Origin of the sequence: Streptomyces sp. Tu 2975 (assembly GCF_009832925.1) — a bacterium.
GTDB lineage: Bacteria > Actinomycetota > Actinomycetes > Streptomycetales > Streptomycetaceae > Streptomyces.
Genome location: NZ_CP047140.1, coordinates 6070284 through 6095336 on the forward strand (window position 1 = coordinate 6070284; position 25053 = coordinate 6095336).

The window sequence follows — 25053 nt, forward strand, 5'->3', positions numbered from 1 at the left end:
CCCATTGGACACTGTCAGGGTGCGGGCACCGGGTGTTCCCCGCCTGTCGGCGTTGTATACGCCCGGCGTCGCTCCGGCGCTCAACACGAGTCGACCCCCGCGAAGATCGGCGTACGGGCAGCGTCTAGAGTGGCGTGGTACGCGCAAGTCTTACCGGGTCTTCACTCCACCCACTGCCCTTCGGGCGTGGGAGGCACTCCCAGAGACTTGCTGGGATTTCTCTGTCAGGGGTGTGCGTGACGGCCGTCGAGTCCCGACCCGCGGGGGTCGTCCTGGCTACCGGCCCGGGGGGCCATCGGCCGTTCGGGGCCCGCGCCAAGGCGTTCGTGGCACTGACCAAGCCGCGGATCATCGAACTGCTGCTGATCACCACCGTTCCGGTGATGTTCCTTGCCGAGCAGGGTGTTCCCGACCTGTGGCTCGTGCTCGCCACGTGCCTCGGTGGATACCTGTCCGCCGGCGGCGCCAACGCGCTCAACATGTACATCGACCGCGACATCGACGCCTTGATGGACCGCACCTCGCAGCGGCCGCTCGTCACCGGCATGGTGTCCCCGCGCGAAGGCCTCGTCTTCGGACTGACCCTCGCCGTGGTCTCCACGCTCTGGTTCGGGCTGCTGGTCAACTGGCTGTCGGCCGCGCTGTCGCTCGGCGCACTGCTCTTCTACGTCGTCGTCTACACGATGATCCTCAAGCGCCGCACCGCGCAGAACATCGTCTGGGGCGGCATCGCCGGCTGCATGCCGGTCCTGATCGGCTGGTCCTCGGTCACGAACTCGATGTCGTGGGCAGCCGTCATCCTCTTCCTCGTCATCTTCTTCTGGACGCCGCCGCACTACTGGCCGCTGTCGATGAAGGTGAAGGACGACTACGCGAGGGTCGGTGTGCCGATGCTCCCGGTCGTCGCGGGCAACAGGGTCGTCGCCCGGCAGATCGTCCTCTACAGCTGGGTCATGGTCGCCGTCTCGCTGCTGCTGACGCCCCTCGGCTACACCGGCTGGTTCTACACGGCGGTCGCGCTGGTCTCCGGCGGCTGGTGGCTGTGGGAGGCGCACGCGCTGCAGAGCAGGGCGAAGGCGGGCGAGACGGGCGGCAAGCTCAAGGAGATGCGCCTCTTCCACTGGTCCATCACCTATGTGTCGCTGCTGTTCGTGGCCGTCGCGGTGGACCCCTTCCTGCGCTGACGGCAGCCGCCGCCCGCAAGGTGGCCGAGGCCACTCGGTTCTGCCGTCGCCAGTCGATCTACCCGCGAGTAGCATGCGGTTCATGGCAGAAACCAAGGTTGAAGAGACCGCGTCCTCGCCGGCCGCCGACGCCCGCGCCGAGCGCAAGGCCGCGAAACTCGCCAAGCAGATCAAGGCCTTCGCCGGCGCACACGGCGGCGCCGAGGGCCAGCTCGCCCACCTCGGCCAGATGGGCACCCGGATCGTGCTCGTCGGCGAGGACGGCGCCTGGGGAGACCTCGTGGCACCGAGCCACGCCGTCGCCGTCAGCGCCGCGGAGAAGTCCGGGATCACGCTGCACGAGTCCTTCGACGGCGACTTCGCCGCGAAGGTCCGCACCGGCCCGTACGAGTGGAGCCGCATGGCCGGCATCCAGGTCGGCGGCCCTTCCAACGCCTGACCAACACCTCACGCGGTGCTCACCCGTTAGGACTGTGGAAGCACGGTCCTAGACAGGGAGCTCCCGATGATCGACGCCGCGTCCTCTGTGCGTCTGGTCGACCAGTACTGCCACGGGGTGCTCCGCACGGAACTGGGCCTCGGCACCTTCGAGACGTACCTGGGCCCCGCCGCCGGGGCCCCACCGGCCTCCGGCACCACCTTCTTCGACACCCAGACCGGCTTCGCGGTCCGGCGCTGGTGCCCGCCGCTGCTGGGGCTCGAACCGCACTGCCCGCCCGCCCACTACCTGGCCCGCCGTCGCGAGCTCGGAGTGGTCGAGGCGGGCAGACGCCTTCTGCGGGGCACCGGGATCGCCACCTACCTCGTGGACACCGGCCTGCCCGGGGACCTCGCGGGCCCCGCGGAACTCGCCGCGGCCGGAGCGGCCCAGGCGCGCGAGATCGTCCGCCTCGAGCTGCTCGCGGAGCAGGTCGCGGACACCTCGGGCACCGTCGAATCCTTCCTCGCGAACCTCGCGGAGGCCGTCCACGGGGCAGCCGGCTCGGCCGTCGCCTTCACCACCGTCGCCGCCGGCCGGCCGGCGGACCGGCCGGAGCCACCGGGACCCGGCGAGGTACGCGGAGCGGCCGGCCGCTGGCTCGCCGGCCGCAGGGTGGGCGACCCGCTCACCGATCCGGTCCTGCTGAGGCACCTGCTGTGGGCCGCCCTCGCCACGGGCCTGCCGCTGCAACTGCACATCGGCGTACGGGACCCGATGTCGCTCGCGGGGTTCGCCGCGGCGACCGCCGGCCTCGGCACGGACCTGGTCCTGCTGCACGGCTACCCGCACCACCGCAGCGCCGCGCAACTCGCCGGCGCGTACCCGCACGTCTACGCCGACCTCGGCCCCGCCCTCGGGCAGACCGGGGCGAGGGCGGCGGCGGTCCTGGCGGAGATCCTCGAACTCGCACCCTTCGGCAAGCTCCTGTTCTCCAGCGGCGCGCGGGGCCTGCCGGAGCTCCATGTCGTGGGAGCGCGGTCCTTCCGCGACGCGCTCGGCCGGGTGCTCGGCGGCTGGGTCGCGGACGGCGCGTGGTCGCGGGGCGACGCGGAGCGGGTGGTGACGATGCTGGCGGCGGGGAACGCGGGGCGGGTGTACGGGCTGACGGGCTGACGCGACGCCTGCGCCGGACTTGTTCCCCTTCCCGTAACCCCGGGGCTCCACCCCCGGACCCCCGCGCCTCAGCCACGTCCGGGCCTGCGTCCCACGGCCGCCAGGCCGTAGGGGGAGATTGCGGGCACCGCGCGGAGCGCGGTCCGGGGACGGGGGCCAAGCCCCCGCTTCGGGAAGGGCGGGGAGGGGACGGACCCCGGGCGGTCAGGCCGAGGTCAGGGCGTCAGCGCCCCGCGGCGTCGTGGTCGGCAGCGGCAGTGCCTCCCGCTCCCGCAGACTCAGCGCCAGCCTCAGCACCGCGATCCACATCAGCGAGGAACCGAGCATGTGCGCGCCGACCAGCAGCTCCGGCACCCCGGTGAAGTACTGGACGTAGCCGAGCACGCCCTGGAGCAGCACCACCAGCAGCAGGTCGCGGGCGCGGGCGCGCGTGTCGTCGGGGGCGTCGACCACGCGCAGGACGAGCCACATCGCGACGGCCAGCGCACACACCACCCACGCGGCGATCGCGTGGACGTGGGCGGCGGCGGACCAGTCCCACGGCATGCGCGGGACGTCGCTGCTGTCGCCCGCGTGCTTGCCGGAGCCGGTCACCGTGGTGCCGAGGGTGATCAGGACCGCGGAGACCGCGACGATCGCCCAGGACAGCCTGCGGACCGGCCGCGGGACCCGCGGCCGCGGTGCGCCGTCGCCTTCATGGGTGCGCACCCAGGTGACCGTCGCGACCGTGAGCAGCGCGTTGGCCAGCAGGAAGTGGCCGGCCACGGACCACGGGTTGAGACCCGCCCACACCGTGACGCCGCCGATGACGGCGTTCCCCATGACGATCCAGAACTGAACCCAGGCCAGCCTGGTGAGACCGCGTCGCCGCGGCTTCACGGCGCGCACCGCGATGATCGCCCAGCCGACGGCCGCCGACAGGACGTACGTCAGCATCCGGTTGCCGAACTCGATCGCGCCGTGGAGGCCCTGCTCGGGTGTGGCGAAGAGGCTGTCGTCCGTGCACTTGGGCCAGGTGTCGCAGCCGAGGCCGGAGCCGGTGAGCCGTACGGCGCCGCCGGTGACGATGATGACGACGGTCATCACGATGGCGGAGAGCGCGGCACGCCGCAGGATTTTGGGCGACGGTGTCCAGCGCTGGGCGATATAGGCGAGGGGGGTCTGCACGGGCCCTATCGTAAGCGGGCCCTTGTGCACGGTTTCACGAGGGGTCCGCGGAGGGCACGGGGGAGGGTGACGGCGGAGGCGCCGAAGCCCCCGTCGACGGCGTCCTGGACGCCGGCGCGGACGTCATGCGGAAGCGGGACCCGTCGAGGTGGTCCTCCTCGTCCCACCACAGTGCGAAACGCCACCCCGTGGGCTCGGGCGGCACGTCGGGCGAGTGGAGGAAGGCGTCCGTCAGTTCCGCGGCCACCGCCTCCGCCGTGCAGTCGGTGACCGCGTCCATGCCGCGCCAGGGATGCGCCAGCGGCTCCCAGGAGCCGTCGGCCCGGCGCACGTCGAACCGCCACACGGCCCGCCAGGAGTTGGCGCGCAGGATCCGGTCCACCTCGGCGCGGTCCAGTCCGAGGCCCTGCGCGACCTCTTCCGGCGCCACGCCGTCGATCCGTGCGGACAGGACCGCGAGCGGGAGCAGGCGCCGCGGGAGCAGCTCGCGTTTGTGCAGCTGGGTCAGACCGCCCTCGAACGGGCAGCGGCGCAGGCGGCGTTCGAGCTGGTCACCGAGGTGCTCGAGCATCGCGGCGTGGGCGCGCTCGGCCGGGTCGGGCGGCTGCCAGAGCGTGTGGAACTCCCGTTCGGCCCGTACGGCCCATTCCGCCGCGTCCACCGGCCTGCCGAGTTCCTCCAGGCGGTCGCCGAGGAAGACGTGCGCCTGGGCGAGGCCTTCGCGGTTGACCGGGTCGGAGAGGTCGAGCCGCTCCCAGACGGCGATCGCCCGGTGGGTGGCCTCCACCGCGGCAAGTCCGGCCAGGCGGTCCTCGGCGCACGGCTGTTCGCCGTGAGGGCGGAACGCGTAGCGAGGCAAACCCAGCTCGTCGCTGAGCGGCTCGGCGAGGTACACCGATTGGCTGATCAGCGCCCGCGCGTACCAGCGGGCGTGCTCGTCGTCGTGCCGGGCGGGCTCGGCGCAGTGCCGGACGGCCTTGTCGACGGCGCTGAGCGCGTCGGCGCGCCGGCCGGTGTCGAAGTGGTGCCGGGCCAGGTCCCCGTACCGCAGGCTCAGCCGTGCGGAGAGGGCGAGGTCGTCCTCGGCGTGCGGGGCGAGCGCGGCGATCAGCTCGGTGAGCATCCGCATCCGCGTCCCGGACGAGGACACGGGCCTGCCGGTCCTGACCTTCGCCCACTCCGCGTCCAGCCGCAGCGCGGCAGCTCGCTCCATCCAGGCCTCCCACCGTGCGCTCCGTGCGGGTCTCGGCAGGGTCGTCCCGGCGCGCGTGTCACTCCCAGCGGAAGGTCCGGGCGGCCGCGCCCAGTCCGAGCACCGCCCAGAGGGCGAGGATGCCCAGATTGCCCCACGGCATGCCCGCTCCGTGTCCGAGGACGTCACGAAGTCCGTCGGAGAGCGCGGAGATGGGCAGCAGTCCCAGCACGGACGCGACGCCGTCGGGGAACCTGTCCAGCGGCACGATCACCCCGCCGCCGACGAGCAGCAGCAGGAAGACGAGGTTGGCAGCCGCGAGGGTCACCTCGGCCTTGAGCGTGCCGGCCATGAGCAGGCCGAGGCCGGAGAAGGCGGCGGTGCCGAGGACGAGCAGCAGCAGTACGGCGAGAGGGCCGCCCTGCGGCGACCAGCCGAGCGCGAACGCGATGACGGTCAGAAGGACCACCTGGAGGAGCTCCGTGACCAGGACGGAGAGCGTCTTGGCGGTCATGAGGGCCCAGCGGGGGATCGGTGAGGCCCCGAGCCGCTTGAGCACCCCGTAGCGGCGCTCGAACCCGGTGGCGATGGCCTGGCCGGTGAAGGCGGTGGACATCACGGCCAGTGCGAGGACACCGGGGGCGAGGAAGTCGACCGCCCGTCCCTCTCCGGTGTCGACGACGTCGACGGTGGAGAACAGCACCAGCACCAGCGACGGGATGACGACGGTGAGCAGCAGCTGTTCGCCGTTGCGCAGCAGCATCTTCGTCTCGAAGGCGGCCTGCGAGACGATCATGCGGCCCAGCGGTGCGGCGCCGGGCGCCGGTGTGTACGTGCCGGCGCTCATCCGCGCAGCTCCTTGCCCGTCAGCTCGAGGAACACGTCCTCGAGGGTGTGCCGCTCCACCGAGATGCCGTGCGGCAGTACGCCGTGCTGGGCGCACCATGAGGTGACCGTCGCAAGGAGCTGCGGATCGACCTCGCCGGTGATCCGGTACTCGCCCGGTGTGAGCTCCGCCGCCGCCGAGCCGTCGGGGAGCGCCTTGAGCAGTGAGCCGACGTCGAGTCCGGGGCGTCCGGTGAAGCGCAGGGTGTTCTCCGCGCCGCCGCGGCACAGCTCCTCCGTGCTGCCCTGGGCGACCACCCGGCCGGCGTCGATGATCGCGATGTGGTCGGCGAGTTCCTCGGCCTCGTCCATGAAGTGCGTGGTCAGCACGGTGGTGACACCGTCCGCGCGCAGTTCGCGGACGAGCTCCCAGGAGGCGCGGCGGGCCTGAGGGTCGAGACCGGCGGTGGGCTCATCGAGGAAGACCAGCTCGGGGCGGCCGACCACGGCCATGGCCAGCGCGAGGCGTTGCTGCTGGCCGCCGGAGAGCCGCCGGTACGTCGTGCGCCCGCAGCTGCCGAGGCCGAGGCGCTCGATCAGGGCGTCCACGTCCAGGGGGCGGGCGTGCAGGGAGGCCATGTGGCGGAGCATCTCGTCGGCGCGGGCGCCGGAGTAGACGCCACCCGACTGGAGCATCACGCCGACGCGGGGCCGCAGTCGCGCGGCGTCGGCGACCGGGTCCAGGCCGAGGACCCGCACAGTGCCGCCGTCGGCGCGGCGGTAGCCCTCGCAGGTCTCGATCGTGGTGGTCTTGCCGGCCCCGTTGGGCCCGAGGACGGCGGTCACGGAGCCGGGTGCGACATCGAGATCCAGGCCGTCCACGGCGGTCTTGGGTCCGTACCGCTTGACCAGGCCCCGGATCCGGACGGCAGGCTCGCTCAGCATGCCGGGAAGTCTAGGCGGGCGCCGACGGTGACCGGCCCGCGGGTCCCGGGCCGCCCGTCCGGACCGGCGCGCGGCCCAGGGGGCCTCACCAGGGCTTCAGCCCTCCAGTTGATCATTTCCGCAGGTCAGCTTAGGTATGCCTAAGTGATGTACGGCACCGGGCGGTGATCGGGACGCCGCTTGTCACTCTCTGAGGAATTACGCAACAATGGCGTTGTGAAAAACGTCGGCGAGGCCCCCCAGGAGGAACTCGCGACCGGTGAGCGTTCGACGCGCAACCGTGTCGCGCGCTCCATCCTGGACCACGGACCGTCCACCGTGGCCGATCTCGCAGGGCGTCTGGGGCTGACCCAGGCAGCCGTCCGCCGGCACCTCGACTCCCTCGTCTCCGAGAACGTCGTGGAGGCGCGCGAGCAGCGCGTCTACGGCGCCCGCACCCGCGGCAGGCCCGCCAAGGTGTTCGCCCTGACGGACTGCGGCCGGGACGCCTTCGACCAGTCGTACGACACTCTGGCCGTCGACGCCCTCAGGTGGATCGAGGAGAACGCCGGAGGAGAGGCGGCCGTCGCCGCTTTCGCCCGGGACCGGATCGCGGCGCAGGCCGTGGCCTACCGCGCGGCCGTCGAGGCCGCGGCGCCCGAGGAGCGTACGGAAGCGCTGGCGAAGGCCCTGAGCGCCGACGGGTACGCTGCTACGGCCCGCAGCGCGCCGGTCGGCGAGCAGCTCTGCCAGCACCACTGCCCGGTCGCCCACGCGGCCGAGAAGTACCCGCAGCTGTGCGAGGCGGAGACCGAGGTCTTCTCGCGCCTCCTCGGGACACACGTGCAGCGGCTCGCCACCATCGCCCACGGCGACGGCGTCTGCACCACGTTCATCCCGCGCGGTGCGCCGCCCCAGGGCGGCACCTCGCCCCCACCGGGCGACCCGCCCGGCGACAGCACCACACAGACCCGCACCACACCATCAGCTTCTGCAAGCACGGCCGGGAGGAACCCCGCATGACTCTCCCCACGGAGACTGCCCACCCCGAACTCGAGGGTCTGGGTAAGTACGAATTCGGCTGGGCCGACTCCGACGCGGCGGGTGCCGCGGCCAAGCGCGGTCTCTCCGAGGACGTCGTCCGCGACATCTCCGCGAAGAAGAACGAGCCGGAGTGGATGCTGAAGCTGCGGCTGAAGGGTCTGCGCCTCTTCGACAAGAAGCCCATGCCCAGCTGGGGCTCCGACCTCTCCGGCATCGACTTCGACAACATCAAGTACTTCGTGCGCTCCACCGAGGCCCAGGCCGCCTCGTGGGAGGAGCTGCCCGAGGACATCAAGAACACCTACGACAAGCTCGGCATCCCGGAGGCGGAGAAGCAGCGCCTGGTCGCCGGTGTCGCCGCGCAGTACGAGTCCGAGGTCGTCTACCACCAGATCCGCGAGGACCTGGAGGAGCAGGGCGTCATCTTCCTCGACACGGACACCGCGCTGAAGGAGCACCCGGAGCTCTTCCAGGAGTACTTCGGCACGGTCATCCCGGTCGGCGACAACAAGTTCGCGTCGCTGAACACGGCCGTGTGGTCCGGCGGGTCGTTCATCTACGTCCCCAAGGGCGTCCACGTGGACATCCCGCTGCAGGCCTACTTCCGTATCAACACGGAGAACATGGGCCAGTTCGAGCGGACGCTGATCATCGTCGACGAGGACGCCTACGTCCACTACGTCGAGGGCTGCACCGCCCCGATCTACTCCTCGGACTCGCTGCACAGCGCCGTGGTCGAGATCATCGTCAAGAAGGGCGGCCGCTGCCGCTACACGACCATCCAGAACTGGTCGAACAACGTCTACAACCTGGTCACCAAGCGCGCCGTGGCGTACGAGGGCGCGACCATGGAGTGGGTCGACGGCAACATCGGCTCCAAGGTGACCATGAAGTACCCCGCCGTCTACCTGATGGGCGAGCACGCCAAGGGCGAGACCCTGTCCATCGCCTTCGCGGGCGAGGGCCAGCACCAGGACGCCGGCGCCAAGATGGTCCACATGGCCCCGAACACCTCGTCCAACATCGTCTCCAAGTCGGTGGCGCGAGGCGGCGGCCGTACGTCCTACCGCGGTCTGATCGAGATCGGCGAGGGCGCGCCGGGCGCGAAGTCCAACGTGCTCTGCGACGCGCTGCTGGTCGACACGATCTCCCGCTCGGACACCTACCCGTACGTCGACGTCCGAGAGGACGACGTCTCCATGGGTCACGAGGCGACCGTCTCCAAGGTCTCCGAGGACCAGCTCTTCTACCTGATGAGCCGCGGCATGACCGAGTTCGAGGCGATGGCGATGATCGTGCGCGGCTTCGTCGAGCCGATCGCCAAGGAACTCCCCATGGAGTACGCGCTGGAGCTCAACCGGCTGATCGAGCTGCAGATGGAGGGCTCGGTGGGCTGACGCCTTCCGGGACCGCAAGCAGCGACTGACTTCTGACGTAGGAAGAGAGCAAGACGACAGCCATGGCTGAGGCTCAGAACATCCCGGTGGGCTCCACCACCGCCGGCTCGATCGCGGTGGCCGCCGAGTCGACCGTCGCCACCCGTATGAGTGCGCCCCCGTCCTTCGACGTGGCGGACTTCCCGGTCCCGCACGGCCGTGAGGAGGAGTGGCGGTTCACGCCGCTGGAGCGCCTCGCCGGTCTGCACGACGGCACCGCCGTCGCGACCGGCAACGGGATCAAGGTCGACATCGACGCCCCCGAGGGCGTCACCGTCGAGACCGTGGGCCGCGACGACGCGCGGCTCGGCAAGGCCGGCACGCCGGTGGACCGGGTCGCCGCCCAGGCGTACTCCTCCTTCGAGCAGGCCACGGTCGTGACCGTGCCGAAGGAGACGCAGCTCGCCGAGCCGATCCGCATCGCGGTGCACGGAGAGGGCGGCACGGCCTTCGGCCACCAGGTCGTCGAGCTCGGCGCCTTCGCGGAGGCGGTCGTGGTCATCGACCACACCGGCGACGCCGTGCTGGCGGCGAACGTCGACTACATCCTGGGCGACGGCGCCAAGCTGACCGTCGTCCTGGTCCAGGACTGGGACGACAAGGCCGTCCACATCGCCCAGCACAACGCGCTGGTCGGTCGGGACGCCTCCTTCAAGTCGGTCGTGGTCACCTTCGGCGGCGACGTCGTGCGGCTCCACCCGCGCGTCTCCTACGCCGGCACCGGCGGTGAGGCCGAGCTCTTCGGCCTGTACTTCACCGACAAGGGCCAGCACCAGGAGCACCGCCTCCTCGTGGACCACAACATGCCGCACTGCAAGTCGAACGCCGTCTACAAGGGCGCGCTGCAGGGCGACGACGCGCACGCGGTGTGGATCGGCGACGTGCTCATCCGCGCCGTGGCCGAGGGCACCGACACCTACGAGATGAACCGCAACCTGGTCCTCACGGACGGTGCGCGGGTCGACTCGGTGCCGAACCTCGAGATCGAGACCGGCGAGATCGCCGGCGCCGGTCACGCGTCCGCCACCGGCCGCTTCGACGACGAGCAGTTGTTCTACCTGATGGCCCGCGGCATCCCGGCGGCCGAGGCCCGGCGCCTCGTCGTCCGCGGCTTCTTCGCCGAGCTGGTCCAGCAGATCGGTCTGCCGGACGTCGAGGAGCGCCTGCTCGCCAAGATCGACGCCGAGCTGGAGGCGTCGGTACTGGAGGCGTCCGCCTGATGGCCTTCGTCAAAGCCTGTGCGCTGAGCGAGCTGGAGGAGGACACCCCGAAGCGGGTGGAACTCGACGGCACGCCGGTGTCCGTGGTGCGCACGGAGGGCGAGGTGTTCGCCATCCACGACATCTGCTCGCACGCCAACGTCTCCCTCTCGGAGGGCGAGGTGGACGACTGCCAGATCGAGTGCTGGCTGCACGGCAGCGCCTTCGACCTCCGTACCGGCAAGCCGTCGGGCCTTCCCGCGACGCGCCCCGTCCCCGTATACCCCGTCAAGATCGAAGGGGACGATGTGCTCGTCTCCGTCACCCAGGAGTCCTGAGTCACCCATGGCAACGCTTGAAATCCGCGACCTGCACGTTTCCGTCGAGGCCGACAACGCCACGAAGGAGATCCTCAAGGGCGTCGACCTGACCGTGAAGCAGGGCGAGACCCACGCCATCATGGGCCCCAACGGCTCCGGCAAGTCGACCCTCGCCTACTCGCTGGCCGGCCACCCCAAGTACACGATCACCAGCGGCACCGTCACCCTGGACGGCGAAGACGTCCTGGAGATGAGCGTCGACGAGCGCGCCCGCGCCGGCGTCTTCCTCGCCATGCAGTACCCGGTCGAGATCCCCGGCGTGTCGGTCTCCAACTTCCTGCGCACCTCCGCCACCGCCATCCGTGGCGAGGCCCCCAAGCTGCGTACCTGGGTGAAGGAGGTCAAGGAGGCCATGGAACGCCTCAACATGGACCCCGCCTTCGCCGAGCGCAACGTCAACGAGGGCTTCTCCGGCGGTGAGAAGAAGCGCCACGAGATCCTCCAGCTCGAGCTGCTCAAGCCGAAGATCGCGGTCCTCGACGAGACCGACTCCGGCCTGGACGTCGACGCGCTGCGGATCGTCTCCGAGGGCGTCAACCGCGTCCGCGAGAGCGGCGAGGTCGGCACCCTGCTGATCACGCACTACACGCGCATCCTGCGCTACATCAAGCCCGACCACGTGCACGTCTTCGCGAACGGCCGCATCGTCGAGTCGGGCGGCCCCGAGCTCGCCGACAAGCTGGAGAACGAGGGCTACGAGGCATACACCACCAAGGGAGGCGTCACCGCGTGATCACACTGCCGGGCCTCCTGGACACAGAGGCGATCCGTAAGGACTTCCCGATCCTCGATCGGGTGCTCCATGACGGCAAGAAGCTCGTCTACCTGGACAACGCGGCGACCTCCCAGACGCCGCGCCAGGTGATCGACGTACTCAGCGAGTACTACGAGCAGCACAACGCCAACGTCCACCGCGGCGTGCACGTGCTCGCCGAGGAGGCCACGGCGCTGTACGAGGGTGCCCGCGACAAGGTCGCCGCCTTCATCAACGCGCCGAGCCGGGACGAGGTGATCTTCACCAAGAACGCCTCGGAGTCGCTCAACCTCGTCGCCAACATGCTGGGCTGGGCCGATGAGCCCTACCGCGTGGACAGCGACACCGAGGTCGTCATCACGGAGATGGAGCACCACTCCAACATCGTCCCGTGGCAGCTGCTGTCGCAGCGCACCGGCGCGAAGCTGAAGTGGTTCGGTCTCACCGACGACGGCAGGCTCGACCTGTCGAACATCGAAGAGGTCATCACCGAGAAGACGAAGATCGTCTCCTTCACGCTGGTCTCCAACATCATGGGCACGGTCAACCCGGTCGAGGCGATCGTCCGCCGGGCGCAGGACGTCGGCGCGCTGGTGCTGATCGACGCCTCGCAGGCCGCGCCGCACATGGTGCTGGACGTGCAGGCGCTGCAGGCCGACTTCGTGGCCTTCACCGGCCACAAGATGTGCGGGCCGACCGGTATCGGTGTGCTGTGGGGCCGGCAGGAGCTCCTGGAGGACCTGCCGCCGTTCCTGGGCGGCGGCGAGATGATCGAGACCGTCTCGATGCACTCGTCCACCTACGCTCCCGCGCCGCACAAGTTCGAGGCGGGCACGCCCCCGATCGCCCAGGCCGTAGGCCTCGGCGCGGCCGTGGACTACCTGAGCTCGATCGGCATGGACAAGATCGCCCAGCATGAGCACGCGCTCACCGAGTACGCGGTGAAGCGGCTGCTGGAGGTCCCCGACCTGCGGATCATCGGCCCTGCCACGGCCGAGGACCGCGGCGCGGCCATCTCCTTCACGCTCGGTGACATCCACCCGCACGACGTGGGCCAGGTCCTCGACGAGCAGGGCATCGCGGTGCGCGTGGGTCACCACTGCGCGCGCCCCGTCTGCCTGCGGTACGGAATTCCTGCGACCACGCGGGCGTCGTTCTATCTGTACTCCACGCCGGCAGAGGTCGATGCTCTGGTCGACGGCCTGGAGCACGTCCGTAACTTCTTCGGGTAGAGGCGGCGACTTGTGAAGCTGGATTCGATGTACCAGGACGTCATCCTGGACCACTACAAGCACCCCCACGGGCGGGGCTTGCGGGACGGCGACGCCGAGGTGCACCACGTCAACCCGACGTGCGGCGACGAGATCACCCTCCGTGTGAAGTACGACGGCTCGCGTATCGAGGACGTGTCCTACGAGGGCCAGGGCTGTTCCATCAGCCAGGCCAGCGCCTCCGTCCTGAACGAACTTCTGGTCGGCAAGGAGCTCGCGGAGGCGCAGAAGATCCAGGGCACCTTCCTGGAGCTGATGCAGTCCAAGGGGCAGATCGAGCCGGACGACGCGATGGAGGAGGTGCTGGAGGACGCGGTCGCGTTCGCCGGCGTCTCCAAGTACCCCGCCCGTGTGAAATGCGCGCTGTTGAGCTGGATGGCGTGGAAGGACGCGACGGCCCAGGCGATGGGCGAAGACCGCGACAAGGCTGCGAGGAAGACCGCATGAGCGAGAACGAGACGACCCTCACGAAGCCGGCGTCCGAGGAGGAGGTCCGCGAGGCGCTGTACGACGTGGTCGACCCCGAGCTGGGCATCGACGTCGTCAACCTCGGCCTCATCTACGGCATCCACATCGACGACTCCAACGTCGCGACGCTGGACATGACGCTGACATCGGCGGCCTGTCCGCTGACCGACGTGATCGAGGACCAGGCGAAGGCCGCGACCGACGGCATCGTCAACGAGCTGAAGATCAACTGGGTCTGGATGCCGCCGTGGGGCCCGGACAAGATCACGGACGACGGCCGGGAGCAGCTCCGAGCGCTCGGTTTCAACGTCTGACGCTTCCCGGAAACGGACGGCGACGGCCATGCCTGCCAGGCACACTGGCGGGCATGGCCGTTTCTCTGTATCAGATCGCGATCGACTGCGAGGACGCCCCGACACTCGCCCGGTTCTGGGCCGAGGTGCTCGACTGGCACATCCTCTACGAGGACCCGGAAGAGATCGTCATCGGTGCCGGGCCGAGCGCGCTGCCCGGCATCGTGTTCCTCACCGTGCCGGAGCGCAAGGCCGCCAAGAACCGGCTCCACCTCGACCTGAGCCCGGACGACCGGGACGCAGAGGTGGAGCGGATCATCGGTCTGGGCGCCCGCAAGGTCGACGTCGGACAGGGCGAGAAAGCCACCTGGGTCGTCCTCGCCGATCCCGAGGGCAACGAGTTCTGTGTGCTGAGGCCGAAGAAGACGCTGCTCGACTAGCTGGAGCGTTGCCAGGGCCTAGTACGCGGCTGGAGGCGCCGCAGCAGCCTCGGCGAGGGACGGGGCGAGGTTCTCGGTGCGGATGCGCCGGTCGACGTAGAGAAGGCTCACCACCAGCTGCGGGAACGCGGCCGTGAGGGCCTGGCCGATCAGCACGGTGACGAGGAAGAAGACCATCGAGGTGATGACGACGGTCAGAGCGGCACCGCTCGTCGACACGTCCTCCGTGAGGCCCGGGCCGAGGAGGTTGAGGAACGAGAACGGCAGCTGGATCACATAGCTCGCCACCGCCGCCATGCCGTAGGCCAGCAGCGATATGCCGAATATCCGCCACCAGTCGCCGCGGACCAGCCGGGACGAGCGGGTCAGCGCCGCGACCGCTCCCTGTCCTTCGAAGACGGCGGCGGCCGGCGCGAGGGAGAACTTCACCCAGAGCCAGACCGCCAGCGGACCCGTGGCCAGCGCACCGAGGAAGCCGATCAGGATCAGCCAGCCGAAACCACCGGCATCCGAGGACATCGTGATGAGGGTGATGACGGCGGCCACGAAGGCGGTCCCGATCAACACCATCGGGACCGCCACGATCAGTGAGGTGAGCAGGACGGCGCCGAGCACCGACCAGACCCGTCGGGTGCTGCGGCGCCACACCCGGCCGAAGGTCGAAGGGTGGCCCAGCACCGCGTCCTGGAGGACGGCGGGGCAGCTCGCGTAGACGAGCGCGTTGGCGACGAGCACCACGAAGAGGCCGAAGACGTAGACCGCTCCGAAGGTGAAGACGACGGGCGCGACGTCGTCCCAGCCAGGCGCGGCATCGGCGTCCAGCACGTGCTCGAGCCGGTCGGCGTGCGCCGCGTAGGCGATGCCGATCGCCGCGGCGATGGCTCCGAGCGCCAGGCCGTAGGCGGCGAACGCCATGCCGAGCAGCTGCTTCCAGTGCCGGCCGATCGTCGCGAACGCCCCGCCCAGGATGTCGCCCAGGCGGAGCGGGCCGAGCGGTACGACGCCCGGCTTGGGCGGGGGCGGCATCCAGCCGCCCCAGCCGGGCGGGCCCGCCGGGCCTGGGTACGGCGGCGTGCTTCCGTATGACATCGGTCGTCCCCCCGAATGTTCTGCGTCCATCTGTACGTGCCCTGCTGCCCGGGGCGTCGCCGCGGCCCGGTCGGCACACGGTAGCGCCCGGCAACTGAGACCGGTTAGCCCGGGTGCCACCAGGGCGGTTAGGTTTTCTGTCATGACCGACACGTCTTCCGCACCCCGTACCACCGGCGCCGTCGCCGCCGGCCTCGCCACCGTCACCGACGACGGCGTTGTTCTCGACACCTGGTTCCCCGCCCCCGAGCTCGTCGCCGAGCCCGGTCCGGCCGGTACCGAGCGGCTGACCGCCGAGCGGGCCGTGGAGCTCCTCGGTGCCGCCGCCGCGAAGGCCGTCGGCCGCGACGCGCGACGCGGTGTCGAGGTCGTCGCCGTGCGCACCGTCATCGCCTCGCTCGACGACAAGCCGCTGGACGCCCACGACGCCTATCTGCGTCTGCACCTTCTCTCCCACCGGCTCGTGAAGCCCCACGGGCAGAACCTGGAGGGCCTCTTCGGCCTTCTGGCCAACGTCGCGTGGACCAGCCTCGGGCCCGTCGCCGTCGACCAGGTCGAGACGGTGCGGCTGAACGCCCGCGCCGAGGGTCTGCACCTCCAGGTCACCTCGATCGACAAGTTCCCGCGGATGACGGACTACGTCGCGCCCAAGGGCGTGCGCATCGCCGACGCCGACCGGGTCCGTCTCGGCGCGCACCTCGCCGAGGGCACCACCGTGATGCACGAGGGCTTCGTCAACTTCAACGCGGGCACCCTCGGCACCTCGATGGTCGAGGGCCGCATCTCCGCCGGCGTCGTCGTCGGAGACGGCTCCGACATCGGCGGCGGCGCCTCCACCATGGGCACCCTGTCCGGCGGCGGCAACGTGATCATCGCCATCGGAGAGCGCTGCCTCGTCGGTGCAGAGGCGGGCGTCGGCATCGCGCTCGGCGACGAGTGCGTCGTCGAGGCCGGCCTGTACGTCACGGCCGGCACCCGCGTCACGATGCCCGACGGGCAGATCGTCAAGGCCCGTGAGCTGTCCGGCGCGAGCAACATCCTCTTCCGCCGCAACTCGGTCACCGGCACCGTCGAGGCCCGCCCGAACAACGCGGTCTGGGGCGGCCTCAACGACGTGCTGCACAGCCACAACTGAGCAGCGCTGCCTCGCTCTCGATCGTGTGACTCTGCGTAACCCCGACCCCCGGCAGGCCGATAAGCAGTCCGGATACGCGGAGTCACCCGACCGATCTGCCTGAACGGGCAAGGCGAGGAACCGACATGAAGACCAAGCTGACCGCTCTCGGCCTGTGCGCCCTGTTCGCGGCACTGTCCGTGCACGGGGCCGCACACGCCGACGAGACGCACACCGACGCGCACAACGGCCACCGGGTCTCCCTGATCTCGACAGGTCAGATCGACGACCCTCTCGAGGACGTGCTGGAGCACGCCGCGATTCTCGGCAGCACCTACGTCCGCGACTGAGGAACCTTGTCGAGCTGCCGGCCGGTCAGCTCCTCGTACGCCTCCAGCAGCCCGTCGACCACCCCAGGTGCGGCGGGCTGCAGTGGTTCGCGCACCGGCCCGCCGGGCAGGCCGAGCGTCCCGAGCAGTGCCTTCGCGGTCACCGTGCCCGGCAGGCCGGACGCCATCATCAACTCGGTGAGCGGCAGCGTGGCCTGGTGCAGCGCCGTGGCGGCCGCGTTGTCGCCGGCGTCATGGGCGTCCAGGACGGCCCGTAGCTGCGGGGTCGCGACATTGGCCACCGTGGAGACGAAACCCGCGCCGCCCACCGCGTACAGCGGCAGATTCAGTTCCTCGCACCCGGAGTAGTACGCCAGGCCGCTGCCCGCGATGACCTTCGAGCTGCCGAGCAGGTCGTAGGCGCAGTCCTTGACGGCCACGATCCGCGGATGCTCCGCGAGGCTCAGCATCGTGTCCGGCTCGACCCGGGTGCCCGTGCGGCCGGGGATGTCGTAGAGCATCAGCGGGACGCCCACGGCGTCGGCCACCCGCCGGAAGTGCGCGGCCACGGCCGTCTGCGGGGGGCGGCTGTAGTACGGCGTCACCACGAGCAGCCCGGCCGCGCCCGCCGCTTCCGCGGCCCGCGCGAGTTCGAGGGTGTGCCGGGTGTCCGGGGTGCCGACGCCCGCGACGACGACGGCCCGGTCACCGACCGCCTGCACGACCGCGCGCACGAGAGCGGTCTTCTCGTCGTCGGAGGTGGTCGGTGACTCACCGGTCGTGCCGGACAGCACCAGGCCGTCGCAGCCGGCGTCGACGAGGCCGGCGGCCAGCCTCCGCGCTCCGTCGAGATCGAGGGCACCGTCGGCGGTGAAGGGCGTGACCATGGCGCACAGCGCGCGGCCGAAGGGGTGAGAGGAGGTCATGCCAGCAGTCTGCGGCGGCCCCGTGCCCGGCTCCAGCGAAATCTGCTTCCGGTAAACGTGAAGCAGCGCTACACCGTCGGAAGGGCCTGGCATGATCGGCGGGGGGACGGGGCGGCACACGGGAGGGGACGGATGCCGAGGACGATCGCACGGGCGGCGGCGGGCGTGGTGGCCGCTGTGACGGCCGCCGGAATGCTGGCCGGCTGCGGTGGCGTGAGCGAGGCCGGTGCGTCCGTGGACAGCGACTACAGGGTGAAGGCCGACCGGCTGGATCCCTTCACGTTCCCGCGGTACGGCCCTCCCTCTCCGGCGGTGATCCCTTCGCCGGCGCCCACCCCGGCCACGTGCCCCCGCTCGGGGCCGTCGTGACCACGGGCGTCGTCGACACGGCCATGGGCCGGCGGGCCACCGTCCTCGAGCTGAAGAACTGCGGCACCCGGCCCTACGACGTCAACGGGTACCCCCGGATCGGCGCCCTCGACGCGAACCGTGAGGCGCTGGAGCTGACCGTCACCCACGACCACCCGTACACCGACGCCGGCCGGGACCAGGGGCCGAAGCCGCTGACGATCATGCCGGGGCAGAGCGTGAAATCGGTCCTCAACTGGAACAACCGGGTGACCTCCTTCGACCCGGTCACCGAAGGCGCCTACCTGGTGGTCACGCCGAGGGACGGCGAGACGCCGCAGACGCTGCCGTTCCGCCTGGACATCGGTACGTCCGGGGAGCTGGACGTCACCGCGTGGGCGCGGGACCTGCTCGGCTGAGCCGCAGGTCCCGCGCGCCGCACGCACCTACGGGCGGAAGCGCAGCACCTGCGGGTCGTGGTCGCTGTTCTGGTCCGAGAACTCCGCGTTGATGTGCACGCTGTCGTAGCTGAAGCCGCGGATCGACGGGCTCGTGAGGATCTGGTCCAGCACCTGGCTGTTGCCCTGGAACACGTACGAGTAACGCTCCGACCGGGGAAGGGACTTGATCGCCGGGTACAGGGCGCCGCCGTCCGTCAGGGCCTTGGTCGTCTGCGAGAACTCGAAGTCGTTGATGTCGCCCAGCACGACGACGTCCGTCTTCCGGTCGGCGTCGAGGACGTCCTTGACGAAGGAGTTCACGGCCTGGGCCTGCTTCAGCCGCTGCACCTCGGAGGAACGGTTCGGGGGCTGGTGGTGCGAGACCAGCGACTCGTCACCGCCCTTCGAACCGAAGTGGTTGGCGACCACGAAGACCGTACGGCCCCGGAAGCTGAACTCGCCCGCCAGCGGCTTGCGGCTGTCGTCCCAGGCGTCGTTCGACGGGTCGATGCGGCCCGGGGACAGGGTGAGCGCGGCCCGGCCCCGCTCGCGTACGACCCCGGTCGCCGTCGTCGCGTCGCCGCCCGCACGGTCGGTGAAGGAGACACGCTCCGGGTTGAAGAGGAACACCTGGCGGATGTTGCCACCCGGCTGGCCGCCGTCCTCGTTGTTCACCGGGTCGACGGAGCGCCACTCGTACGCGGGGCCGCCGGCCGCGACGATCGCGTCCGTGAACTTCTTGACCGTCTGCGCGGCCGACACGGTGCCGTCGTTCGTGGCGCCGGTGTCGTCCTGGATCTCCTCAAGGGCGAGGATGTCGGGCGAGGCCAGGTTCTCCACGACGGCATCCGCCAGCGCGTCGAACTTCTCCTGCGGGTCGGACGGGTCCAGGTTCTCCACGTTGTACGTGGCCACGGCCAGTTCGCCGTTGCGCTGCGGGCGGGTCCGCTCACGCGTCAGGCCGCGGTCCTCGACCGTGCCGAGCGTGCGGGCCGTCAGCGTGTAGCCGCCGTACTGGTTGAAGTCCAGCGGACCCTCCGTGGTGCCCGCGAGCACGTCACCCACGTTCGCCTTCGGGAAGGGCTGCTGCGCAAGCGGGATCAGCGACTGGATCTGCAGACGGCCGGTGTTCTGCGACTCGTAGGAGCCGTAGACCGCGCCGCCGCGCCGGTTGTCGTTCTCCCACGGCTTCACCGTCACCCACAACTCGGCGTGCGGATCGGTCGCGCCGACCACACGCGAGGTGCCGACGCGGATGTTCGTGCCCTCCAGCGACTCGTAGTAGTCCAGGGCGTACGTACGCGGGGCCAGGGGCAGGCCGTTGATGCTGCCGTCCGCCGCCGGGTCGCCCTCGGGGGCGTACTCCGAAGGCACCGACCAGGCGGAGACGGTCACGGGAGCGGGCACCTCGTTGCCGGAGGACACCACGGTGACGGTCGGCTTCGATATCTCGGTCAGCGACTGGTTGCCGGACGAAGCGCCCCCGGGGACGTACTCCGTGACCGTGCCGGAGACGGTGACCCGGTCGCCCACCGCCACCTTCGGCGTCGAACTGGTGAAGACGAAGACGCCCTCGCTGGTCGCCGCGTCACCGTCGGCCTCAGGGTCCTGGAACCAGAAACCCCGGGAGCCGTAGGTCCGAACACCCGTGACGATGCCCGGCACATCGGCGACCTGCTTCCCCTCCAGCGGGGAGATGCGGGTGCTGCCCTGGATGTCGTGGATACGCACCTGTGCGGCACCGGCCGTGGTGTCGTCGGCGGCGTTCGCGGAACCGGCGAGCAGACCGGCGGCCAGCGCGGCGGCCACGACGGTCGCCACGGCGGTAGTTCTCGGTACGACGGAGGAAGGCATCAAGGTTCTCCGGAGGTGAGGGATGAGGGGTGCCCGGGACCCTCGGGGCCCCGGGCAGGTTCTACGCGCGTCAATCTCTTGGCTGAACAGGCCACTTGTCAAGGGTCGGCCGGTGTACTGAGACCTAAGTCCACATGAACCCGCGCCCCGGCGAAGGCAGCGTCGGCGGACCGGTCGACCGGATCCGACGGGCGCGGCGAAACCGCACGAAATACGTCTACGCTGGGGGCCGTCCAGTCGCCCACAAGGCCGCCCCGAACCGGTACGCCGCGGAGGAGACCCACCAGATGCCCCAAGACCGTCCCACCCTGCCGCCGGCACGGCTGAACTCGGACGCGCAGCTGGCGCGGGAGGCGCTCGCCACCCCGCTGCTCGCCCGGGCCGTCAGGCTCGCCCGCTGGGCGGGCCCGCACACCCGGGTCGGCGTCGGCGGCGAACTCGTCGACGAGCAACTCCCCGCGGCGGCCGAGGCACTGGGACTGGACGGCGAGGACGAGGAAGGCCGGGCCTGCGCGAGCGAGGCGTGGCGCGTCGCCGTCGACACGGGCCTCGTGGACACCGAGGACCCCGCCGACGACTCCGACACGGCGGGCGCCGTCGCCGGAGCCAACCTCGCCCTCGTCACCGGCGGTTCACCGCAGGACGTCCTCGGCCTGTGGCTCGACGCCCTGGACGTCGTCTTCGCCGACGCCATCGCCCCCGTCTTCGACGACATCTCCGCCGTCGTCGGCGACGACGGTGAGATCGACCTCGAAGCGCTCGACTGGGACCCCGAAGGCGAAGCCGCGTTCCTCGAAGGCGTCCTCGGCAACCTCTACCTGCTCACCGTCTCCGACAGGGCCGCGGAAGAGGAACCCGTCCCGCTGCCTGTGCTCGCCGCGTCGATGATCGTCCCCGACGACATGGGAGAACCGACCGACGACGTCCTCGAACAGGTCTCGGAGGCGATGATGCGCCTCGACGACCAGTTCCGCGTACTCGAGCCGGTCGGGCTCGTCCGGTACCGGCCCGTGGACGAGGCGTTGATGGCCGAGGAGAACGCCGCGGACGGACCCGGCCCCCTCGTCGACGACGAGGACGTCACCCGCTACGGCATGGTCCGGCTCACCCCCCTCGGCCTCTACGGCGTCAGGGCCCGCCTCCTGGAGGCCGGAGTGGAGGCCCCTGCGGTCGGCGACCTCGCCGACAAGGGAGCGGACGTGCTGCTCGACGGGCTCGCCCGGTACCCCGAACTCGCCGCCCGCGCGGAGACCGAGCAGTGGCTCGCCCGGCGCGCCGCCGCCGACGCCGCGCGCGAACTCCTCACCGCCGCACGCGGCGACGACCAAGGTGCGCCGCTGCGCCGCCTCCACTGCCAGCAGGCGCTCACCCTGGTCGGCCGGCAGGCCGAGCCCGCGGTGCGCGAGGTTCTCGACGACCCCCGACTCGGCGGCCTCGCCCGCGTCTGGCTCGCCGAACACGGGGCGTCGGACGTGCCGGCGCCGCCGGAGTCCATGATCTTCTGGCTGGCGATCGACACGATCGCCGCGCAGCTCGCGGCGGGCGGTGAGGCCGCGGAGCTCCAGGACCTGGTCGAGGAACTGGTCGGCCGGCACACAGGGTTCTTCGACGCGGCGTGGCGGGTGGAGCATCCGGCGACGGCGGATGTGCTGGAGGCGATGGGGAGGCTGCACCGGGACAAGGCGACGGCGAAGGAGGCACGGAAGGCGGCCTTCAAGTCCCGCTCGGCTCACTGACGTTCGCGGGGGGTCGGGCGGGGTCCGGTCCGGGCGCGTCGTGCCCCTGCGGGCGGGGTCCGGCACGGGGTGCCGCGCCTCGCGGGGGCCGTGGCGTGCCCGGGGCGTTTCTGCGGGGGCGTGGCCCGGTTTCGTTGTGTGTCGCCCCCGCTGGGCGGGCTTCTGTACGGGGTGGTCCGCCCCGGGGGTGGGGTCGGCACGGGGTGGGTGCGCCCCTGCGGGCGTGGCCCGGTCCTGGTGCGTGCGCCCTTGCGGGGCGGGGGCGCCGGCCTGGTGTGTGTTGCGCCCCGGTGGGACGGTCCCGGCAGGGGAATTGGTGGGGCGTGCGCGGTCCTGGTGCGTGTGCCCCTGCGGGCGTGGCCCGGTCCTGGTGCGTGTGCCCTCGCGGGCTGGGCCGGTCCGGTGGCGTGTCGCCCCTGCGGGGCGGGGGCGCCGGCTTGGAGGGGGTGCGGGTGTCGGAGCCTCCGGAGGGGGTGTCCGGAATGGCTGTCCTCACCGCGCTGCGCGCGAGTTGCGACGCTTTACTTCCGGACACCCCCCCTCCTACGACCCCGCCCCCTCACGTCCGGTACCGCCCGTACCGGCCGGTGGCCGCTCCACGCTGGGACGGCCGTCCGGCCTTGGGTGGGGGCAGCTCGGTGGGACCGCACGTGGGGTGCCCGCCGGTGTCCGTTCCGGGGCGGGCCCCTGAGCCCGTCGGGCGTGCTGCTGGGGCGGACGGCATGGGACCTTCGCGGCGCGAAGCTGTCGTTCTGGGGTGTGGGGCGTCAGCCTCACGGAACCTCTTTCCCTACCTCGGGGGATGCCCGGGGCACCGGCCGGAAGGCCGGGACGAGGGTCCGGCCGCGACGGGGTGTTCGGGGTGTGGGGGCGTCAGCCCCAGAGAATCGCTTCCCATAGGAGTGGGGCTGAGGGCGCGTCCCACGCGCGGCGGATACAGCGGAAAGGGGCGGGGTGGGGAAAGGCCACGCGCAAGCGGCACGGGCGGGCTGTGTGCGGGGGCGGCGGGCCCCGCACAGGGGGCCGGGGCGGAGCTCCCGGGCGCGGGAGGGGGAAACGTTTCGCGTCGTTCGAGGGATGTCGTGCCACGTTCAAGCGCCGTTCGCGCGCCCGCGCGAGGGTGTGGCCCGGATCAACCGTGCCTTCCAGGAGACTTGATGCCGCTCACTCGCAGGGAATTCACCAAGCAGTCCGCTCTCACCGGCGCGGGCGTGGCTCTCACCGGTGCCGTCGGGTCGCTCGCCACCGCCCCCGGCGCCCTCGCGGAGGAGGGGGAGCGCCACGGGAACGAGGCTCCGGGCTACGGGCCGCTCATCCCCGACCCCGCGGGCATGCTCGCACTGCCCGCCGGGTTCACGTACCGCGTGCTGACCCGCAGTGGTGTCACCACGCTGGAGTCGGGCGAGTTCACGCCCGGAAAGCACGACGGAACCGCGACGTTCGAGGGGCCGCGGGGTGTGACGCTGCTCGTCGTCAACCATGAGCTCAAGGGCGAGCGGGCGAAGGTCGCGCACCCCGTGCCGCTCACCGAGGGTCTGGTCTACGACCCGGCCGCGCCCGGTGGGTGCAGCGTCGTGGAGAGCCACCGCAGCGGCGAGGTCGCCCAGTGGGTCGGCATCGCCGGCACCGTGCAGAACTGCGCCGGCGGCACGACGCCGTGGGGCACCTGGCTGACCTGTGAGGAGACCGAGGACAAGGCGGGCAGGAACGGACTGACCAAGGACCACGGCTACGTCTTCGAGGTCGATCCGTACGACCGGCGCGCCAACCGTGACCCGAAGCCCGTCAAGGCGCTCGGCCGGTACGCCCACGAGGCCGTCGTGGTCGACCCGAAGCGCGGCCACCTGTACCTCACGGAGGACGCGGACACCCCGAACGGCCTGCTCTACCGCTGGGTGCCGCCGCACGGCTTCAAGCACGGCCGTGGCCGGCTGCGCACACTCGCCGACGACGCGGGTGTGCTCCAGGCCGCCAAGTGCTTCGACTCCGGGGGCCGGTTCGTCGACGACCTGGCCCGCGCCACGAAGATCGGCACGGTGTACGGCGTGGACTGGGCGGAGGTCCCGGACCGTGACGCGCGGACGGTCTCCGTGCGCAAGCAGTTCAGCGACGGAGAGGTCACCCGGGGCCGCAAGCTGGAGGGCATGTGGTGGGGCGACGGCGGTGTCTACATCGTCTCGTCGTACGCCCGGGAGGAGAGCCCCGAGCAGCACGACGGCCAGGTCTGGTTCTACGACCCGCGCCGGCGGACCCTGACGCTGAAGGTGCTGCTCGGAGTGAACCCCGACCCGTCGAAGGACGGCGCCTACGACGGCCCGGACAACATCACCGTCTCGCCGTACGGTGGTCTGATCATCGCCGAGGACGGCGAGGGGGCGCAGCACCTGATCGGCGCCACGGACAGCGGCCGCACGTATCCGATCGCCCGTAACGAGTTCAACCTCGGCACCGAGGACGACCCGGACTACAGCGAGTTCGCCGGTGTCGTCTTCTCGCCCGACGGGCGGACGCTGTACGCCAGCATCCAGACGCCGGGCATCATGTTCGCCATCACCGGCCCCTGGAAGCGACAGGGCGGCCGCCACTGAGCGCTTCCGCGGGATCGGGCGGCGGTGAATCGGCACACTTTCCGCGGCCCCGCAGACGGCGCTTTCCGTGGGGTTTCGCTGATCGAACGGGGTCCGGCCGCCGGCCCGTGCCGGAAGTGACAGCGCTCGGGCGTGGCGTGGCGGGGTGCCGGGGGCGCATACTGAACGTAATGACAAAGTCAGCCGGTTCCCGGCGCCACCTGCCGTCCAGCCCCTTCAACCGTCCGTCCCTGGAAGAGCCGCCGATCGAATGCTTTGAAGCGGGCGACAGGGTGTCCCACGATCAGTTCGGTCTCGGAAGAGTCCTCGCCGTCGAAGGTGACAACGCCGCTGTGCTTGTCGACTTCTCCGGCAGGCAGGGCCGCATCCTCAGTCCGTTCTCCAAACTGGCCAAACTCTGAGCACGCTTTTCAGTTTTTTCCCCGCCGGGGGTGTCCGCCGCACAGCGACGGGCACCC

At 70.9% G+C, this 25053-nt stretch carries 25 protein-coding genes; 18 read left to right on the forward strand and 7 right to left on the reverse strand.

What is annotated here, in order from left to right; translation table 11 throughout:
* Window positions 1-236 precede the first annotated feature (236 nt).
* The 3 genes from GLX30_RS26905 (at window position 237) to GLX30_RS26915 (ending at window position 2778) form a co-directional block, all read left to right on the forward strand.
* The gene (locus tag GLX30_RS26905) at window positions 237-1184 is read left to right on the forward strand and encodes a heme o synthase (RefSeq protein WP_159693125.1); all 948 of its coding nucleotides are present in this window, start codon (window positions 237-239) and stop codon (window positions 1182-1184) included.
* Between the two features lie 82 nt (window positions 1185-1266).
* Window positions 1267-1623, forward strand: coding sequence for a hypothetical protein (locus tag GLX30_RS26910; RefSeq protein WP_159693127.1), 357 nt, complete (start codon window positions 1267-1269; stop codon window positions 1621-1623).
* A 66-nt stretch (window positions 1624-1689) separates the two neighbouring features.
* Window positions 1690-2778, forward strand: coding sequence for an amidohydrolase family protein (locus tag GLX30_RS26915; protein WP_159693129.1), 1089 nt, complete (start codon window positions 1690-1692; stop codon window positions 2776-2778).
* A gap of 204 nt (window positions 2779-2982) precedes the next feature.
* Here GLX30_RS26915 and GLX30_RS26920 read toward each other — a convergent pair whose 3' ends face one another.
* Genes GLX30_RS26920 through GLX30_RS26935 form a run of 4 tightly spaced genes read right to left on the reverse strand, consistent with a single transcriptional unit; the run spans window position 2983 to window position 6907 of the window.
* Entirely contained in the window at window positions 2983-3975 is a 993-nt protein-coding gene (locus GLX30_RS26920) for a COX15/CtaA family protein (RefSeq protein WP_159693131.1), read from the reverse strand.
* A gap of 4 nt (window positions 3976-3979) precedes the next feature.
* Window positions 3980-5158 carry a hypothetical protein gene (locus GLX30_RS26925; protein ID WP_159693133.1) on the reverse strand — a complete coding sequence of 393 codons (1179 nt, stop codon included), beginning with the start codon at window positions 5156-5158 and terminating at the stop codon, window positions 3980-3982.
* Window positions 5159-5216: 58 nt separating this feature from the next.
* The gene (locus GLX30_RS26930) at window positions 5217-5984 is read right to left on the reverse strand and encodes an ABC transporter permease (RefSeq protein ID WP_159693135.1); all 768 of its coding nucleotides are present in this window, start codon (window positions 5982-5984) and stop codon (window positions 5217-5219) included.
* Window positions 5981-6907: an ABC transporter ATP-binding protein gene (locus tag GLX30_RS26935; RefSeq protein ID WP_159693137.1), complete on the reverse strand. Its 927-nt coding sequence runs from the start codon at window positions 6905-6907 to the stop codon at window positions 5981-5983. Before GLX30_RS26935 ends, GLX30_RS26930 begins: the two co-directional genes overlap by 4 nt.
* Window positions 6908-7123: 216 nt before the next feature.
* Between GLX30_RS26935 and GLX30_RS26940 the strand changes: the two genes are divergently transcribed.
* From GLX30_RS26940 to GLX30_RS26980, 9 genes are all read left to right on the forward strand, one after another.
* Window positions 7124-7909: a metalloregulator ArsR/SmtB family transcription factor gene (locus tag GLX30_RS26940; RefSeq protein WP_159693139.1), complete on the forward strand. Its 786-nt coding sequence runs from the start codon at window positions 7124-7126 to the stop codon at window positions 7907-7909.
* Window positions 7906-9327 carry a Fe-S cluster assembly protein SufB gene (gene sufB, locus GLX30_RS26945; RefSeq protein WP_005319002.1) on the forward strand — a complete coding sequence of 474 codons (1422 nt, stop codon included), beginning with the start codon at window positions 7906-7908 and terminating at the stop codon, window positions 9325-9327. Before GLX30_RS26940 ends, sufB begins: the two co-directional genes overlap by 4 nt.
* Before the next feature lie 62 nt (window positions 9328-9389).
* Complete coding sequence (gene sufD, locus GLX30_RS26950) at window positions 9390-10586, forward strand: Fe-S cluster assembly protein SufD (protein WP_159693141.1); 1197 nt, start codon at window positions 9390-9392, stop codon at window positions 10584-10586.
* The gene (locus tag GLX30_RS26955) at window positions 10586-10903 is read left to right on the forward strand and encodes a non-heme iron oxygenase ferredoxin subunit (RefSeq protein ID WP_159693143.1); all 318 of its coding nucleotides are present in this window, start codon (window positions 10586-10588) and stop codon (window positions 10901-10903) included. The genes sufD and GLX30_RS26955 overlap by 1 nt, the downstream gene beginning before the upstream one ends.
* Window positions 10904-10910: 7 nt before the next feature.
* Complete coding sequence (sufC, locus tag GLX30_RS26960) at window positions 10911-11678, forward strand: Fe-S cluster assembly ATPase SufC (RefSeq protein ID WP_159693145.1); 768 nt, start codon at window positions 10911-10913, stop codon at window positions 11676-11678.
* The gene (locus GLX30_RS26965) at window positions 11675-12931 is read left to right on the forward strand and encodes a cysteine desulfurase (RefSeq protein WP_159693147.1); all 1257 of its coding nucleotides are present in this window, start codon (window positions 11675-11677) and stop codon (window positions 12929-12931) included. The genes sufC and GLX30_RS26965 overlap by 4 nt, the downstream gene beginning before the upstream one ends.
* A 12-nt stretch (window positions 12932-12943) precedes the next feature.
* Window positions 12944-13417: a Fe-S cluster assembly sulfur transfer protein SufU gene (gene sufU, locus GLX30_RS26970; protein WP_005319012.1), complete on the forward strand. Its 474-nt coding sequence runs from the start codon at window positions 12944-12946 to the stop codon at window positions 13415-13417.
* Window positions 13414-13752, forward strand: a complete 339-nt coding sequence (locus tag GLX30_RS26975; protein WP_005319013.1) for a metal-sulfur cluster assembly factor — start codon at window positions 13414-13416, stop codon at window positions 13750-13752. The genes sufU and GLX30_RS26975 overlap by 4 nt, the downstream gene beginning before the upstream one ends.
* Before the next feature lie 53 nt (window positions 13753-13805).
* Complete coding sequence (locus GLX30_RS26980) at window positions 13806-14171, forward strand: VOC family protein (protein ID WP_159693149.1); 366 nt, start codon at window positions 13806-13808, stop codon at window positions 14169-14171.
* 18 nt (window positions 14172-14189) lie between these two features.
* On the opposite strand, the gene GLX30_RS26985 is transcribed toward GLX30_RS26980, so the two are convergent.
* Window positions 14190-15260 (reverse strand): hypothetical protein, encoded by a 1071-nt coding sequence (locus GLX30_RS26985; protein WP_159693151.1) that lies wholly within the window; start codon window positions 15258-15260, stop codon window positions 14190-14192.
* A gap of 142 nt (window positions 15261-15402) precedes the next feature.
* Between GLX30_RS26985 and dapD the strand changes: the two genes are divergently transcribed.
* Together dapD and GLX30_RS26995 are read left to right on the forward strand one after the other, a co-directional pair.
* Window positions 15403-16395 carry a 2,3,4,5-tetrahydropyridine-2,6-dicarboxylate N-succinyltransferase gene (gene dapD / locus GLX30_RS26990; RefSeq protein ID WP_159693153.1) on the forward strand — a complete coding sequence of 331 codons (993 nt, stop codon included), beginning with the start codon at window positions 15403-15405 and terminating at the stop codon, window positions 16393-16395.
* 125 nt (window positions 16396-16520) lie between these two features.
* Window positions 16521-16724 (forward strand): hypothetical protein, encoded by a 204-nt coding sequence (locus GLX30_RS26995; RefSeq protein ID WP_159693155.1) that lies wholly within the window; start codon window positions 16521-16523, stop codon window positions 16722-16724.
* On the opposite strand, the gene dapA is transcribed toward GLX30_RS26995, so the two are convergent.
* Window positions 16709-17629: a 4-hydroxy-tetrahydrodipicolinate synthase gene (gene dapA, locus GLX30_RS27000; protein WP_159693157.1), complete on the reverse strand. Its 921-nt coding sequence runs from the start codon at window positions 17627-17629 to the stop codon at window positions 16709-16711. The two genes, GLX30_RS26995 and dapA, sit on opposite strands and share 16 nt — an antisense overlap.
* Before the next feature lie 344 nt (window positions 17630-17973).
* Between dapA and GLX30_RS27005 the strand changes: the two genes are divergently transcribed.
* Window positions 17974-18396, forward strand: coding sequence for a DUF4232 domain-containing protein (locus GLX30_RS27005; protein ID WP_159693159.1), 423 nt, complete (start codon window positions 17974-17976; stop codon window positions 18394-18396).
* A gap of 27 nt (window positions 18397-18423) precedes the next feature.
* Here GLX30_RS27005 and GLX30_RS27010 read toward each other — a convergent pair whose 3' ends face one another.
* Entirely contained in the window at window positions 18424-20271 is a 1848-nt protein-coding gene (locus tag GLX30_RS27010; RefSeq protein ID WP_159693161.1) for an endonuclease/exonuclease/phosphatase family protein, read from the reverse strand.
* Between the two features lie 287 nt (window positions 20272-20558).
* On the opposite strand from GLX30_RS27010, the gene GLX30_RS27015 reads away from it, so the two are divergent.
* From GLX30_RS27015 to GLX30_RS27025, 3 genes are all read left to right on the forward strand, one after another.
* Window positions 20559-22007 (forward strand): hypothetical protein, encoded by a 1449-nt coding sequence (locus GLX30_RS27015; protein ID WP_159693163.1) that lies wholly within the window; start codon window positions 20559-20561, stop codon window positions 22005-22007.
* Window positions 22008-23164: 1157 nt separating this feature from the next.
* A complete protein-coding gene (locus tag GLX30_RS27020) occupies window positions 23165-24595 on the forward strand; it encodes an alkaline phosphatase PhoX (RefSeq protein WP_159693165.1) in 1431 nt (476 codons plus the stop codon).
* A gap of 170 nt (window positions 24596-24765) precedes the next feature.
* On the forward strand, window positions 24766-24996 hold the full coding sequence (locus GLX30_RS27025; protein ID WP_037775011.1) for a hypothetical protein: 231 nt from the start codon (window positions 24766-24768) through the stop codon (window positions 24994-24996).
* The last annotated feature ends 57 nt before the right edge of the window (window positions 24997-25053 follow it).

What these genes read in the sequence shown, in the direction of transcription:
- GLX30_RS27020 (WP_159693165.1), top strand. Translation starts at nt 23,165, where the DNA reads ATGCCGCTCACTCGCAGGGAATTCACCAAGCAGTCCGCTCTCACCGGC.
- sufC (WP_159693145.1), top strand. Translation starts at nt 10,911, where the DNA reads ATGGCAACGCTTGAAATCCGCGACCTGCACGTTTCCGTCGAGGCCGAC.
- GLX30_RS26995 (WP_159693155.1), top strand. Translation starts at nt 16,521, where the DNA reads ATGAAGACCAAGCTGACCGCTCTCGGCCTGTGCGCCCTGTTCGCGGCA.
- GLX30_RS27025 (WP_037775011.1), top strand. Translation starts at nt 24,766, where the DNA reads ATGACAAAGTCAGCCGGTTCCCGGCGCCACCTGCCGTCCAGCCCCTTC.
- GLX30_RS27010 (WP_159693161.1), bottom strand. Translation starts at nt 20,271, where the DNA reads ATGCCTTCCTCCGTCGTACCGAGAACTACCGCCGTGGCGACCGTCGTG.
- GLX30_RS26955 (WP_159693143.1), top strand. Translation starts at nt 10,586, where the DNA reads ATGGCCTTCGTCAAAGCCTGTGCGCTGAGCGAGCTGGAGGAGGACACC.
- GLX30_RS26980 (WP_159693149.1), top strand. Translation starts at nt 13,806, where the DNA reads ATGGCCGTTTCTCTGTATCAGATCGCGATCGACTGCGAGGACGCCCCG.
- sufD (WP_159693141.1), top strand. Translation starts at nt 9,390, where the DNA reads ATGGCTGAGGCTCAGAACATCCCGGTGGGCTCCACCACCGCCGGCTCG.
- sufB (WP_005319002.1), top strand. Translation starts at nt 7,906, where the DNA reads ATGACTCTCCCCACGGAGACTGCCCACCCCGAACTCGAGGGTCTGGGT.
- GLX30_RS26985 (WP_159693151.1), bottom strand. Translation starts at nt 15,260, where the DNA reads ATGTCATACGGAAGCACGCCGCCGTACCCAGGCCCGGCGGGCCCGCCC.
- GLX30_RS26930 (WP_159693135.1), bottom strand. Translation starts at nt 5,984, where the DNA reads ATGAGCGCCGGCACGTACACACCGGCGCCCGGCGCCGCACCGCTGGGC.
- GLX30_RS26925 (WP_159693133.1), bottom strand. Translation starts at nt 5,158, where the DNA reads ATGGAGCGAGCTGCCGCGCTGCGGCTGGACGCGGAGTGGGCGAAGGTC.
- GLX30_RS27015 (WP_159693163.1), top strand. Translation starts at nt 20,559, where the DNA reads ATGCCCCAAGACCGTCCCACCCTGCCGCCGGCACGGCTGAACTCGGAC.
- GLX30_RS26915 (WP_159693129.1), top strand. Translation starts at nt 1,690, where the DNA reads ATGATCGACGCCGCGTCCTCTGTGCGTCTGGTCGACCAGTACTGCCAC.
- dapA (WP_159693157.1), bottom strand. Translation starts at nt 17,629, where the DNA reads ATGACCTCCTCTCACCCCTTCGGCCGCGCGCTGTGCGCCATGGTCACG.
- GLX30_RS26975 (WP_005319013.1), top strand. Translation starts at nt 13,414, where the DNA reads ATGAGCGAGAACGAGACGACCCTCACGAAGCCGGCGTCCGAGGAGGAG.
- GLX30_RS26910 (WP_159693127.1), top strand. Translation starts at nt 1,267, where the DNA reads ATGGCAGAAACCAAGGTTGAAGAGACCGCGTCCTCGCCGGCCGCCGAC.
- GLX30_RS26935 (WP_159693137.1), bottom strand. Translation starts at nt 6,907, where the DNA reads ATGCTGAGCGAGCCTGCCGTCCGGATCCGGGGCCTGGTCAAGCGGTAC.
- dapD (WP_159693153.1), top strand. Translation starts at nt 15,403, where the DNA reads ATGACCGACACGTCTTCCGCACCCCGTACCACCGGCGCCGTCGCCGCC.